The following is a 12,970-nucleotide window of genomic DNA, read 5'->3' on the forward strand; positions in this document are numbered from 1 at the left end:
GAGACGGACAGATAGGCGGATATCTGTTCGACCTCAGCGACCCTCTCCCGGGGCATGGATCCGGTCACTGTTCGATGTCGGCGCGTCCGCTCGTCGCGCTCAGGAGTCGGTCGCGGAGCGCGTCGCCGTCTTCGATGGGGACGCGCACGTCGAAGGACGCGCGTTCGGCGTAGTCGGCGTCGAACTCGGCGCCGGCGCTCTCCAGGATGCCCCGGACGGTGCCGGAGTCGTCGTAGTCGACGGCGACCGAGAAGGCCTCCTGGGGGCGTTCGGTCACCGTGCCGGCGGCGTCGAGACCGTCTTTGACCGCCCGGGAGTACGACCGTGCGAGCCCGCCGACGCCCAGGTTCGTCCCGCCGTAGTAGCGGGTGACGACGGCGACGACGTTCTCGACCTCTTCCTGCTGGAGGACGTTCAGCGCGGGGTCGCCCGCCGAGCCGGAGGGCTCGCCGTCGTCGCTTGTCCACTCCCGGAAGGGGTCGGCCCGCACGCGGTAGGCAGGGACGTTGTGCGTGGCGTCGTCGTACTCCTCGCGGACCGCGGCGACGAACGACTCGGCGGCCTCGACGGTGCGAGCGGGAGCGACGTGGCCGATGAACTCCGAACCGCGCACCTCGAACCGGGCCTCCCCCCGTCCGGCGACAGTCCGGTAGGGCTCGTCGCTCGTGCCGCGTTCGTCTGTCACGGCTCGCCGTTCGCGCCGGTGGCTCTTAGACCTCATCGTCGCCGCCCGACCGCCCCCGGACCCACGTCAGGTCGAGGTGCCCCTCCACTTCGTCGCCGCCGAGACTGTCCGGGCGGTTCGGAGCCGACACCTCCGCCTCGTACTCGTCGGGCGGCGGGAGCGTCACTTCGGTGTCGCCGACGCGGAGCGTGAGCGAGTGCCCGGCGGCGAGCGCCTCGCCGACGGCTTCCAGTTCGTCCCCGAAGGGCGACCGGGACTTCGCCGCGTCGTTTTCGCCCCAGCCGTACTCGGCGACGTCGGCCGTTCGACCGCCGAGTACGGCGTTCAGGGCGCCGCCGATCAGGATGACGAAGCCGCTGAAGTACAGCCACGTCACGAGCAGGACGATGGTGCCGACGACGCCGTAGCGCTCGCCGACGCCCGCGACCGCGACGTAGTACCGGAAGAGATACTCCAGGACGGTCCAGCCGGCGGCCGCGAACACCGTTCCCGGGACGACCTCGCTGACCGACACGTCCTCGTCGGGGAAGAGGTAGAACAGCGGGAGGAAGACGACCACGAGGCTGACCGTCGAGACGATGCGGTTGAGGACCCGACCGAGCGGTCCGGGGCCGAACGAGAGGACCGATCCGATCGCGCCGGCGACGAGGAGCCCGGCGCCGACGGCGAGCAGGGCGACGACGGCGTCGCGGAAGGTGTCGACGACGGACTTCCGGTGGTCGAGGTCGTAGATGTTCGAGAACGCCGCGTCGAGGCTGCGGAAGATCTTGATCGTACCCCAGAGGAGGACGCCGACGCCGAGCAGGGAGAGGCTGGTCCGCTCGGTCGCCTCGGTGACTGTCCGGGTCAACAGTCCGCTGGCGTTCGGCGAGAGGTAGGTGCCGATGGCGTCGAGCACGTCGACGGCCGTCGCCTGGTCGTCGACCGACGTGACCAGCAGCAGCACGACCAGCATGAACGGGAGCAGGGAGACGAACGCGTGGTAGGCGATGCTCCCCGCCATGAACGTCAGCCGCTCGGCGCGCGCCTCCCGGACGACCGCGCGAGCCAGCGTCGCCGCTCGTCGAAACGCGGACATGGCTCGCTTACGGGTCCGAGTCTGAAAACGAGGGGGCCGACGGACGCAGGGGCCGCGGCCGCGAACCGGCGGCGGCGGGCAGCGCGGGCCCGCGACGGGCCGCCACCGGCGCTCAGCGCAACTCGATCTTGTGGACGAACGCCATCCCGCGGATCTCGTTCAGGAGGTCGCCCGGGATCTCGCCGTCGGTGATGACGTAGAGCTTCGGTTCGTCGGTGAACTCGGGGTCCTCGCTGATGGTCTGGCGGATGGAGATGCCGCGGTCCGCGATCGCGCTCGTGACCGTGGCGACGATGCCCGACTCCTCGGCGTCGCGGACGGTGATCGCCAGCGCCGTCAGGTCCAGCACCGGCGCGAGGTCCATCAGGCTCGGGATCGCGGAGATGTTCTGGAAGATCCGCCGCAACTGGTCGTCGGCGAGGATTGCGTCGGTGGTGGCGTCGACGACCCGGCGGTCCACGTCGATCTCGCGGGCGATGCCGGTGTTGGGGATCTCTATGCCGCCGGAGACAACGCGGCCCTCGTCGTTGACCGAGAAGCCGCGCTCCAGGATGAGTCGGATGACGGCCTGCTGGCTCGGCGAGTCGGCGAACTTCTCCATGATCGCGTCGAAGGTGGCCGTTTCGGCGTCCACGTCCCCGCGGCCGTCGCTTCCGGCGGCGTCGGCGTCGTCGGCCCCGGCGCCGTCGCTGTCGTCGCCGCTCATTATAGCTCGCCTTTCGTGCTGGCCACGTCGCCGCGGCGCTCGTCGATCCGCGTGGCGTCGTCGAGCGCGCGAGCCAGGCACTTGAACAGCGCCTCGACCTCGTGGTGGGCGTTCTCGCCTTCGACGCCGGCGTGGAGCGTCAGCCCGGCGTTCATCGCCAGCGAGCGCAGGAAGTGCTGGGCCATGTGGCTCGTCATCTCCCCGACGGCGTCCTGGGAGAACTCGCCGTCGAAGTCGAAGTACGGGCGCCCGCTCACGTCGACGACGACCGACGCGACGGCCTCGTCGAGGGGGACCTGCCGGTCGGCGAACCGGCGGATGCCGCGCTTGTCGCCCAGCGCTTCCGTGAACGCCTCGCCGAGAGTGATCGCCACGTCCTCGACGGTGTGGTGGTCGTCGACCTCCAGGTCGCCGTCGCACTGGACGGTGAGGTCGAACAGGCCGTGCGTGGCGAACGACCCGAGCATGTGATCGAAAAAGCCGATCCCGGTGTCGACGGTGGCGTCGCCGTCGCCGTCGACGTCGAGCGTCACCTCGATGGCCGTCTCGGCGGTCTCGCGGGTCACCGCCGCCGTCCGCTGAGTCATGTCCCGAACAGACGCGAGCCTGGTACAAGGCGATTGTGCTACCCCGCGCCCAAGAGCGGTTCGTGTTTAACCGGGGTACTACTTTCACCTCGATCCAACTGCCCGAGATTGCTGTTGAGGACGGTTTCTGGTCTGTACGAGATGGATCTGGCGGTCCATTGCCACTTTACTTTCACTCCGGTGATATGGCTGTCGTTTAATACATTATAGTGGATATGTCCCTATCCAGCATCCCCGCTCTGCGGTATCGACCGCCGGTGCGAGGACACCGGCGGGGATGCCCTTCCCAAGGTGGAAAGAGCATGAGTACGTATGCACACGATCGGTTAAGAGGTTACTCCGCCCCACCTATCTGTCGCCGAGAGGCGCCCGGTAGAACGGTGGATCGATATCCCACCGGCGTCGAGGTCTGTCCGACGCCGGAGGCGTACCACAACGCGATCCGAGGGTCCGACGGCGAGCTGTGTGCTCGCCTGCTCGGCCCCGGCGACGGCGTTGTCCTGACGTTCGCCGACGGTGAGTGGCGATACGAGATCCCTCCGATCCGAGCGCGACCGAGCCGATGGACTACCCTCTCACCGGAGACGGTTGACAGGTGGCTGAGACGGTGCCGGGTGGTTCTCCTGACACATCGTGAACTGAGGACACACTGTACGTCGAACGGGTCGTGCGAGAAGTCGCTGACGACAGTATCGTCTGATCCCACCGGGACGACTCGCGTGGGTGATCGACTGTGAAACGAGATACCCAGACACCGTGGATACGAGCGGTCGGCGGTCTTCTGATCATCGTCGCTATTCTGGTGGCGTTCCTGTATCAGTTGACGGCGAGGGGGGAGACGGAGGGCTGGCTGGTCGTCTTGGTCTCACTCCTTGGACTCGCGGCCGGCGCAGCCGTCCTCGGTAGCGAGGCCGTCCGAACAGGATACCGGGTCCTCCGCGGACTCCGAGGTGGGAAGCGGTGACGGCCGGCACTGCCGCGGCCGGGTTGGACATCCCGGCGGCGGAGTGCGGGGTCGGCGGCTCGTTGGACCCGGTCGACGACCTCGTCAGCAGACAGCGGGTCGCACTTGCCGCTTATTGCCCATCGCTCACCAAGCGGATCCCGTCGCTCGAGGAATCGATCACGGACGCGTATAGACGGCGGCGACAGGCGGTCGGACCGTTTATCGCAGCGGTCCGTACACGGGGCGACATCCAGCCGGCGGATCGCTCCGAACTCGGTCTCCGTTCGGCGCTCCGTCCCGTGCTCGAGACGACCGTCCGAGAGAGTATCCGAGCGGCCGTCGACGACGAGGCGAGTACACTAGCGGCGCGCGTCGAGGCCCGGGTCGCATACGACGGCGACGTGTCCGTCACCGTCGACCCCGACGGGTTCGCGCGCCAGTACGCACGCCGGGGTCTCTCCTCGTTGCTTGACCGCGCCGTGACCGCCGCACACCGTACCCTCCACGCCACGGTCGTCGGGACTGGGCGCCCGAGGGAGCGGTTCTCCACGCTCGCCACCGCGCAGTCGCGCATCCTCGCGACGGCGACGCTGCTCCTGGCGGCTCGGTGCGGTTCGCAGGCGCTGGCGGCCGAGTGTGACCTCGTCACCGCCAAGCAGTGGCGGACCGCGGACGAGGCCGTCTGCCCGGTCCACGGGACCGTCTCGCGGAAGCGCCCGGTCCAGCGCTGCTTCGGCGAACCGGCCGTCGGTGGGACCGCGTACGTCGTCGGAGAACGGACGCCGCTGGCCTGTTCGTGCATCCAGCGGGTCGTGCTCGGACCAGTCGCTCGCACCGATCCCCGCGCGCTCGCCACGAGCGACGGCGTCACGGTCAAACAGGGAGGTGACCCGGTCAAACCGCTGAGCGACCGCGAGTGGGAGGTGTATCGGGCGCACGCGCGGCCCGACGAGACGTTCGTCGACTTGCTCCGTCGCTTCGAACGGACCCGGTCCGTCCGCGGCGGGGCGCGAGAACTGGGCGTCGCGAAGAAGACGTTGTATCGCTGGTTCGACGCGTATCTCGTGGACTTCGACCGGTACAGCGGCCGCTAGTTCTCCGTTCGAGTCCGCCGTGACTGAAAACCGGGGTCCGACCGCACTCTGAGGACGCCCGGCGCGGCTCCGCTCCCTTGAGTCGCCCGGATGTCGGAGTCGCCTGCATTTTCCGGCAGTTCGTCGGTGAATATCGACACCGTCGCGCCGTCGTGGACGTGCGGACTCCGGTCCACTGAGGGGGCAACCCCGTGGACGACTCGTTCGTCGTCGACTGAGGTGGTCCCGGCCCCTACGTAGTAGTACGCGCCGACCGGGGCCGCTTCGGTCGCCGTCGGTGCGTGATAGCAGGCGGCGGTGCGTCGCGGGCCGCACTCGCCCCGGACAGCCCCATCGGCGGAGTGGGCGCCGGGAACCACGCCCGCACGATACAACACACATGCGCTACGCACAAGCGAGCCAGGGTCAGGTCAGTTACGGACGCGAAGGGACGGCATACGAACGAGCCGGGGCGACAGACTCGTACTTCGGCATCATCACGGATGACGTCGAAGTCGCGAACCCGAACGAGGCCACGCCGATGGCCACGAGCGGCGGTCGGCGCGGTCCACACGTCAACTCCCCGGACCCGCGAACCTACGAACTGGAGGTCCCGTTCCTCGTCCTCGACGCGAACGCACCGTTCGAGTTCGCGCTCGGGAACCGCTCGGAGACCAGCAAGAACCCCGACGGAACCGACGGGAGCGGCGACGAGTACACCGAACACCTGTTCACGGAGGCCGACAGGCTGCCGACGATGTCCATCGAACACCAGCAGGCGGACATGGACTTCACCGAGTGGTTCGTCGGGACGAAGGCCAACCTCGAACTCTCCGCGGAGCAGGGCGAACCCCTGGAGGCGACGATGTCGATGACGGCCGCCGATCGCGAGTACGATGACGCGTCGTCGTCGGCGACCGACCTCTCGATCCCGCAGGGTCGGAGCCCGTTCCGGTTCTGGATGGCCGGCGACGTCACGCTCTCGAACCCCTCCGACGGCTCGACGGTCGACACCGTGGCCACTGTCTCCGGGATCGATCTGGCTTGGGACAACGGCCTCGAGAGCCAGCACACCGGGACCGGACGCGACGCACACGCGGTCGCGGAGACGACGGGCGCCGAGAAGTACGACATGACGATCACCGTCTCGGTCACCGACACCGCGCTGTACCGGCGGGCAGCCGAGGCCGAGGCCCCAGTCGACGTCGAGATCCCGTTCTACCGCCCGCCGAACCAGGCGGACGTGACCGACGCACTGTACGTCCGACTACAGGAGTGTACGGTAACGAGCGCTCCGATCCCGGACGCCGGCGAAGGCGTCGTCGAGGCGGAGGTCGGACTCGCGCCGCGAGACACGGAGATCGAGATCCGCGAACCGGTCTAGCCGGCGGCGACTGAACCGCGAATTCGGCACCGCTCGCAGACCGAAGACACCCGAGACACACCATGAGCACGGACGAGACAGGACAGCACCGAGACGCACAGGACGACGACCAGCAGACGGCCGGCGACCCGCTCACCTGGGACGAGGCCGCGAGCGGCTTCCAGCGACGCCGGGAGGAGCGCCGGACCATCGGCGTGGAGATCCCCGACGTCGGCGTGGCGACGTTCACGCTGCGGGGCCTCACCCGCGAAGAGCGCGATGACGTCGAACAGGCCGCCGCGTCCGTCACGCAGCGGGGTCGCGGCGACCCTGATGTCGAGGTGGACACCGGTGCTATTCGTCGCAAGACACTGGAGTACGGCATCGTCGACGGGCCGGACGGATTCAAACCCGGCCGTGCGGACCACCTGAACACGCTTCCACCGGGCGTCCAGGACGAACTCGTGGACGTCGTCGAGTCGCTGAGCACACTGTCCGTCGAGGAGCACGACGGGTTTCAAGAGATGGGGTGAGGGGAAGGATGTCACTCCTGAAACCCCGTTTGAACGGCGTGTCCTCGAAGACGCGGCCTTCTGGGACGCGTACGGCTGCCCGCTCGACCCGCGGACCCTCCCAGCGCGGGAACACGAGGCGCACCTCGCCGTGCTCGACGGGAAGCAGACGGCCCGACAAAAAGAACAGAAACGGACCCGGCGCGGCCAGCGCCACGGTCGGCGGTGATTCGTAGATGCCATCGGGTGTGAACGAGAGCGTCCAGCAGCGTGCGCAGTCGGCCGCAGAGAACACGACCAAGGGGATGAGCGGTGCGAGCGACAGGCTGCGCAGGGCGTCGAGCGCGGCATCGATGTTCGGCATGGCGTTAAACGGGCTCCTCCCAATCTGGGAGTCGATCGTCGCTCAGAGCCCGAAGCTACAGTCGCAACTTGCGGGCATGGGAACCCAGTTCGAGGCGCTCGCCAGTTCGCTCGGGTCGACGCTCATCCCGGCGTTCCGGTTGGTCTCGGGGTTCGTGAAAAGCGCTGTCTCGGTGTTTAGGGCGTTACCGTCTCCGGTCCGGCGACTCGTCGGGATAGCGTTCGCCCTCACGACGGCGCTCGTCGGCCTTGGAGCGGTCGTCGCAACGGCACAAGGCGCCGTCGCCGCTCTTGCAGTGACGTTCGGATCGCTGCTCACGCCGATACTCGTCGCATCCGCCCTGATAGCAGGCCTCTACGCGGTGTGGACGACGAATCTCTTCGGCATCAAGCAGAAGACTGCCGTCGTCCTTGAGGCTCTCAAACAGCAGTTTCAGGCAGTCGTCGAATTCGTCCGGCCGATTTGGGAGGGGTTCGTGGCCGGACTCAAGCAGCTCTGGAACGTCCACGGATCCGCACTGGCGTCGCGGATCACGACGACGATGTCGAACCTGACCGGTGGATTCAAGCAGTTCGTAGCGGTGACGAAACCGCTCTGGGAGGGCTTTCTCACAGTGATCGCAGCCTTGGTAAAGGTTCACTTCGCGGTCATCAAGACGGTCGTCCTGACGGTCATGGACGCGCTTCTCAGTACCGTCCGACTCACGCTCGCGCTCATGCAGGGCGACTTCGACGGCGCCGTGCAGATCGTCGTCGGGTACGTCCAGCGACTCGTGGACCGCATCAACGGGTTCGCGTCACGTATCCAGTCGATCCTCGGCGGCCTTGGGGACGCGGCCATCTCCTGGGCGACGGAGATGATGTCGCAGTTCCTCGCGGGGATCACGGCGAAGACGGAGCAGTTGCTGTCCAAGATCGCCGAGGTCGAAGGGGCGGTCGTCGACCCGCTTTCTGCGCTCCCGGGGAAGGCGATCACCTGGGCGAAGGATATCCTCACGAAACTCGTCGAGGGGATCGACGCGAAGATCGAGGTGCTGAGAGAGCGCGCGCAGGCGGTTGCCGACGACGTGACGAGTCCGCTCTCCTCGCTCTCGAAGCAGGCGGCCGGGTGGGGGAGAGACGTCATCGGCGAGTTCGTTAGCGGGATCAAAGACAAGATCAGTGCAGTCAGAAGTGCCATTTCGGACGTGAAGAGCGAGGTCACGAGCCGGATCTCGTTCGATATCCCGTCCAACGATCGAATGGCCCGTCGCTGGGGTGCGGACCTGATCACGCACTTCTCTCGTGGGGTTCAGGCGAACGCCGGGCTGCTCCACCGCTCGCTCCCAGGAACCGGCCCCCGTGCGATGGGACTGCCACAGCCTCAGCCGACTGCAGCGAACACCACTGCCGTTGACGTCACCGTCGAGGCTGGAGCGGTCCAGCTGAACGGCCGCGGAACTGATCGGCTGAACGCCGAACGGACCGCCGAGGGCATCGGCGAGGAGATGGCGAACCAGTTCGGGAGGCGGTGAGATGGGAGACCACACCGACGTTCGACTGGAGACGCAGGACGGGACCGTCGTGGCATATTTCGCGCCGAATTTCGAGGTGAAGCCGAAGATCTCCAACGACCTGCACGAGGCTGACCGGTCCGGTGGCGACCCGCCAGTCGTCAGGGACGGGCAGCGCTACAGCCACGACCTGTCGGTTCAGGGCGTCTTCGAGCACTCGTCGAACCTGCCGGCGGCTCACGCCGACGACGTCGAATCGATGGTCGGGGCCGCGCCGGTGACCCCGCGCGACCAGGTCAACCGGTTGGTCTACTACGCCACGCAGGTCGGCGGTCCATTCCACCTCTACGAGGGTGCCGACGAGTACACCGCGACGGATCCCGCTGACGTGAATCTGCGGGCTGGCGTCTATCCGGCGGTCCAGATCGCCGAGATCACGCCGCCGTCACAGGCCGGACTGCCGCGGTTCGAGTACGCCGTTGACTTCACCGTGGGGGTGCCCCGATGAGTACAGAGGCTCTGGAGGTATTCCGATGACTGTCGATTGGCGGCTTCGGCCCGGTCGGCCCGTGCTGGAGTTCGGCGGCAGCGGCTACGTCGCGCTCGACATGTCGTACAGCGAACCCGGTGCGTTGCCCGAGTTCTCAGTGAGCGCGTGGGTCAAGACAGCTGTGAGCGGTCGAAGCAGCGAGGGCAACTGGGCGAACCTCGATTTCGACCGTACCGAGTACTTCAATCTCTCCGTACGCGGCGACGACGGTCGCGTCTGGTTTGCGACGACGGGCCAATCGGATGTCATTCACGACCAGTACTCCGAGACTGCGATCAACGACGGCCAGTGGCACCACCTCGCGGTCGTCTACGACGGCTCGGACAAGCTCATTTACGTTGACGGTGAGGAAGACGCCCGTGCGGTGGACGTGTACGGTGGCTCCGCCATCGGAAGCGGGACCACGCGGTACGGGTTCCTCGGCGACGGGTCTGAGGCGGAGACGTTCGATGGCAACAGGAATAGTCACCTCTTCGAGGGCGAACAGGACGAGACGCTGCTATACGAACGCGCGCTCAACGCCGAGGAAGTTAAGCGGCTCTGGCACGGCCGCTCGCCCGACGACCGAGAACTCATCGCTTACTGGCGGTTCGACGGCGAGGGCGACCGACTCTCCGACGCTACCGGTAACGGCAACCACGGAACCATCCGGGGAGACCTGTCTTGGGGCGCGGGTCACTCCGTCCCAGACCCCGCGCTGGTCGATGTCGAGGTGACCGACGCGTTCAACCGGTTCGCCCGCTCGGCGACCGCGACCCTCGACGACCCCGAGGGAAGGGTCGACGACCCCGAGGGAAGGGTCGACGACCGCTACGCACGGCCGACCCCCGTCGAGCTTGAGGTGAGGCGCGATATCGACGATGGCTACGCACGTCGCTTCGGCGGGTTTGTGGTCAACTCGACGACACTCGAACACACAACGGAGCTAGAGGCACTCAGCCACGACTTCTGGCTCCGCAAGCGGCAGGTATTCCGCGGGTTCACTGACGCCGCGATCAGCGACATCCTCCGGGAACTGGTCGTCGACCTGACGCCGCTCGATTGGGTCCCGGGGAACGTCTCGGTCCTCCACGATGAACCCGTCACTCGTGACTGGAAGGGCGAGCGCCTCGACGAGGTGCTCTCGGAGCTCGCGTCCATCTCCGCCGACGAGGAGTTCGGTGCCAACGACGCCGGCGAGTTCTTCTTCCGGCCGCGGGAGGAACGGACGGCACCCCGGAACTTCCCCGCTGGCGAGTACCTCGACGCGGACTTCTCGGAGAACGCCAAACGGGAGGTCAACGAGGTCACGCTCTACTACGGTGAGCGACCGGACACGGGGGCGGTCGCCGTCGAGGACCGCGAAAGCCAGAAGGAACTCGCTCAGAAGCTCGACCGACCGCGGCCAGTCGTCATCGGCGTCACGAAGAGCTTCCCCGAGATTGACTCCGAGGAGGCGGCCGAGCGGAAGGCTCGCCAGATCCTCACCGACCGTGACGTGGTCCAGACCGGTTCGCTGACCACCTGGGAGGCGTTCGGCCTCCGCCCCGGCGACGTGACGCACGTCGTCGCACCGGACCAGGGCGTCGACCGGGACTTCCGGATAGCGGAGGTCACCTACCGCTGGGCCGACGACGAGACGGCGGTCCAGTTGGCGGAGAACACCGGTGGAGTCGTCGATACCCTCGTCTCGCTCAGTAATGAGGTCACACGTATCGACTCCCGTGCCGCAGACGAGGACGCGACTATCACCCAGTTCGTGGAGTTCGACCGAGCGCTCGGCGTCGACCTCGAACTGACGGCCTACAGGCGGACCGTCCCTGACGACCAGCTACTGCTTGGGACGACGAAGGGCGGATGGGGTGACCCGCGGGTCGGTGGCGGCCGATGGGGCGATCAACGCGGCGAGCCCGAACAACTGCTGTAACTCATACTGATGCCAGGAACAATCACTAACGCCGGACTGAACGCTACCCGGGACTTCCTGCAGTCGGAGGTCACGGAACTGGCGGTCGGTACCGGCACGACCGATCCGACGAAGACCGACACCGCGCTCGAAAACGAGGTGATCCGCAAGCCCGTCGACGGCGACGACGCCGGCACTGGTGAGGTTACCTTCGCGACTCGACTGACGAGTTCGGAGGCCAACGGTGCAGACCTCGCCGAACTCGGCGCCGTTGACGGCGACGGCGACCTCCAGGCGCGACTGACGTATAGTTCGATTGTCAAGACGAGCGACTTCGAGATCGAGTTCCGGCTGACGGAACGGGCGATGAACCCATGAGAGAGCACGAAGACGGCGAGTTCCCCTTCGCCAACGACTTCAATGCGGTCGTACGGGACGCCTTGGCCAGCGGCACACTGGTCAAGCGGGGCTGCATGGTCAGCGACAATGGAAGCATCGATATGTCGGTGAGCGTCGTCGATGGCGACGTGTTCGTCGACGGTACCGAAGTCCCGGTGACGGCCCAGTCGGTGATCCTCGCCGACGCCGACCCCGACCACGCCCGCTACGATATCGTGGTAGCAGAGCGGGACGGTTCGGTGTCGGCCGTCTCCGGGCAACCGTCGGCGACTCCCGAGACACCGAGTATTCCGCCGAACGCCGTACTGCTGGCGATAACCGAGGTGCCCGCAAACGCGAACGGCGTGTCAGACTCGGAGATCCACGACGCGCGAGCGGTGCTTGCGAACGTCCCGAACAACGTGATCACTCAGGGCTCCGGCAGCGGGTTGGACGCCGACACGCTGGACGGGAACGATACGCCGCTCCCAGCCAGTGCGCTCGCAGACGGGCCGGGGAGCGGTCTTGACGCCGACACACTGGACGGAGCTCACGCATCCAAATTCGCAACCGACAGCGAGCTAAACTCCCACGCCTCGAACGCTGAAGCCCATCACACGAGGTACAGTGACTCGGAAGCAAAACACGCAGCACTGATTCACAGCGAGGGCTTCGCGCCCGGATTCCTTGGATAACACATGGTCGACACCTATCAACAGAACATCTCGCATAGCTCGGAAGCCAGCACGACGAACGATTCGTGGCAAACCGTCAAATCTGAACCGCTCAACATCAGTAACGGTGAGATAATCTATCTGGACGGAATGGGCATATGCGGCGAAATAAAGGGTGCTAGTAGCGGGTACCCTGGACGCGGACGAGGTGTGATTCGAATGATCAACCCAGAGAACAACCTAGTTTCGAATCAGTACGCAACACCGACAATTAGATCTGACAACACCAATTTCGACAAAGAGTATAGTTATGGGAATATTGGAGAATACCTGCAAGGGGACGGTTGGAACTACGAATTCCAGTTGCAGCTCCGAAGCCAGAGCGATGGGTACACAGCAGCGATTAGAAACGTCGATTCTCGGTTGATAGCTAGAAAAATTCTGTAGCGTATCCGAAAGCAGATCCGCTTGCCGGCGGCTTCCTCGGCCTGTCCACATGGGCGATGTGATTGTCTGAGGCTCTCGCCTTCCCGGTCTAACTCGAGGATAGCGGAGGAACGGATTTGGAAGGACGATCGCTGCCCAACCGTCAGAGACAGTAGACGGGCGGTGAGCATCAAGTCCCGAATCGAATCTGACGAGCTGCTACAGTGGGTGCAGGGCAGACAGTACCTGCT

14 protein-coding genes are annotated in these 12,970 nt (G+C 66.2%); 10 read left to right on the forward strand and 4 right to left on the reverse strand.

Translation table 11 applies throughout. From position 1 onward, the window contains the following. Nucleotides 1–64: 64 nt before the first annotated feature. From PSC72_RS13850 to hisB, 4 genes are all read right to left on the reverse strand, one after another. Nucleotides 65–685 carry an IMPACT family protein gene (locus PSC72_RS13850; protein ID WP_274321997.1) on the reverse strand — a complete coding sequence of 207 codons (621 nt, stop codon included), beginning with the start codon at nucleotides 683–685 and terminating at the stop codon, nucleotides 65–67. Nucleotides 686–710: 25 nt separating this feature from the next. After that, nucleotides 711–1,763, reverse strand: coding sequence for a YhjD/YihY/BrkB family envelope integrity protein (locus PSC72_RS13855; RefSeq protein WP_274321998.1), 1,053 nt, complete (start codon nucleotides 1,761–1,763; stop codon nucleotides 711–713). Between the two features lie 112 nt (nucleotides 1,764–1,875). After that, complete coding sequence (locus PSC72_RS13860; protein ID WP_274326180.1) at nucleotides 1,876–2,364, reverse strand: amino acid-binding protein; 489 nt, start codon at nucleotides 2,362–2,364, stop codon at nucleotides 1,876–1,878. A gap of 104 nt (nucleotides 2,365–2,468) precedes the next feature. After that, on the reverse strand, nucleotides 2,469–3,056 hold the full coding sequence (gene hisB, locus PSC72_RS13865) for an imidazoleglycerol-phosphate dehydratase HisB (protein ID WP_274321999.1): 588 nt from the start codon (nucleotides 3,054–3,056) through the stop codon (nucleotides 2,469–2,471). A 733-nt stretch (nucleotides 3,057–3,789) separates the two neighbouring features. Here hisB and PSC72_RS13870 point away from each other — a divergent pair. From PSC72_RS13870 to PSC72_RS13915, 10 genes are all read left to right on the forward strand, one after another. Beyond that, nucleotides 3,790–4,020, forward strand: a complete 231-nt coding sequence (locus PSC72_RS13870; protein ID WP_274322000.1) for a hypothetical protein — start codon at nucleotides 3,790–3,792, stop codon at nucleotides 4,018–4,020. A gap of 281 nt (nucleotides 4,021–4,301) precedes the next feature. Then, nucleotides 4,302–5,096 (forward strand): hypothetical protein, encoded by a 795-nt coding sequence (locus PSC72_RS13875; protein WP_274322002.1) that lies wholly within the window; start codon nucleotides 4,302–4,304, stop codon nucleotides 5,094–5,096. Nucleotides 5,097–5,475: 379 nt separating this feature from the next. Beyond that, complete coding sequence (locus tag PSC72_RS13880) at nucleotides 5,476–6,459, forward strand: phage tail tube protein (protein ID WP_328518161.1); 984 nt, start codon at nucleotides 5,476–5,478, stop codon at nucleotides 6,457–6,459. Nucleotides 6,460–6,521: 62 nt separating this feature from the next. After that, nucleotides 6,522–6,971 (forward strand): hypothetical protein, encoded by a 450-nt coding sequence (locus tag PSC72_RS13885; protein WP_274322004.1) that lies wholly within the window; start codon nucleotides 6,522–6,524, stop codon nucleotides 6,969–6,971. Between the two features lie 227 nt (nucleotides 6,972–7,198). Beyond that, complete coding sequence (locus PSC72_RS13890) at nucleotides 7,199–8,827, forward strand: phage tail protein (RefSeq protein ID WP_274322005.1); 1,629 nt, start codon at nucleotides 7,199–7,201, stop codon at nucleotides 8,825–8,827. A gap of 1 nt (nucleotide 8,828) precedes the next feature. Next, complete coding sequence (locus PSC72_RS13895) at nucleotides 8,829–9,314, forward strand: hypothetical protein (RefSeq protein WP_274322006.1); 486 nt, start codon at nucleotides 8,829–8,831, stop codon at nucleotides 9,312–9,314. Nucleotides 9,315–9,339: 25 nt separating this feature from the next. Then, on the forward strand, nucleotides 9,340–11,262 hold the full coding sequence (locus tag PSC72_RS13900) for a LamG-like jellyroll fold domain-containing protein (protein WP_274322007.1): 1,923 nt from the start codon (nucleotides 9,340–9,342) through the stop codon (nucleotides 11,260–11,262). Between the two features lie 9 nt (nucleotides 11,263–11,271). Continuing rightward, nucleotides 11,272–11,619, forward strand: a complete 348-nt coding sequence (locus tag PSC72_RS13905) for a hypothetical protein (RefSeq protein ID WP_274322008.1) — start codon at nucleotides 11,272–11,274, stop codon at nucleotides 11,617–11,619. Then, complete coding sequence (locus PSC72_RS13910) at nucleotides 11,616–12,314, forward strand: hypothetical protein (protein WP_274322009.1); 699 nt, start codon at nucleotides 11,616–11,618, stop codon at nucleotides 12,312–12,314. Before PSC72_RS13905 ends, PSC72_RS13910 begins: the two co-directional genes overlap by 4 nt. 3 nt (nucleotides 12,315–12,317) lie before the next feature. Next, complete coding sequence (locus tag PSC72_RS13915; RefSeq protein ID WP_274322011.1) at nucleotides 12,318–12,740, forward strand: hypothetical protein; 423 nt, start codon at nucleotides 12,318–12,320, stop codon at nucleotides 12,738–12,740. Nucleotides 12,741–12,970: the final 230 nt, after the last annotated feature.

The organism is Halosimplex aquaticum (assembly GCF_028747785.1).
GTDB lineage: Archaea > Halobacteriota > Halobacteria > Halobacteriales > Haloarculaceae > Halosimplex > Halosimplex aquaticum.

Bases quoted from the DNA above. Each gene is read 5' to 3' on its own strand.
- PSC72_RS13910 (WP_274322009.1), top strand. From the start codon at position 11,616: ATGAGAGAGCACGAAGACGGCGAGTTCCCCTTCGCCAACGACTTCAAT.
- PSC72_RS13885 (WP_274322004.1), top strand. From the start codon at position 6,522: ATGAGCACGGACGAGACAGGACAGCACCGAGACGCACAGGACGACGAC.
- hisB (WP_274321999.1), bottom strand. From the start codon at position 3,056: ATGACTCAGCGGACGGCGGCGGTGACCCGCGAGACCGCCGAGACGGCC.
- PSC72_RS13855 (WP_274321998.1), bottom strand. From the start codon at position 1,763: ATGTCCGCGTTTCGACGAGCGGCGACGCTGGCTCGCGCGGTCGTCCGG.
- PSC72_RS13900 (WP_274322007.1), top strand. From the start codon at position 9,340: ATGACTGTCGATTGGCGGCTTCGGCCCGGTCGGCCCGTGCTGGAGTTC.
- PSC72_RS13915 (WP_274322011.1), top strand. From the start codon at position 12,318: ATGGTCGACACCTATCAACAGAACATCTCGCATAGCTCGGAAGCCAGC.
- PSC72_RS13905 (WP_274322008.1), top strand. From the start codon at position 11,272: ATGCCAGGAACAATCACTAACGCCGGACTGAACGCTACCCGGGACTTC.
- PSC72_RS13880 (WP_328518161.1), top strand. From the start codon at position 5,476: ATGCGCTACGCACAAGCGAGCCAGGGTCAGGTCAGTTACGGACGCGAA.
- PSC72_RS13860 (WP_274326180.1), bottom strand. From the start codon at position 2,364: ATGGAGAAGTTCGCCGACTCGCCGAGCCAGCAGGCCGTCATCCGACTC.
- PSC72_RS13895 (WP_274322006.1), top strand. From the start codon at position 8,829: ATGGGAGACCACACCGACGTTCGACTGGAGACGCAGGACGGGACCGTC.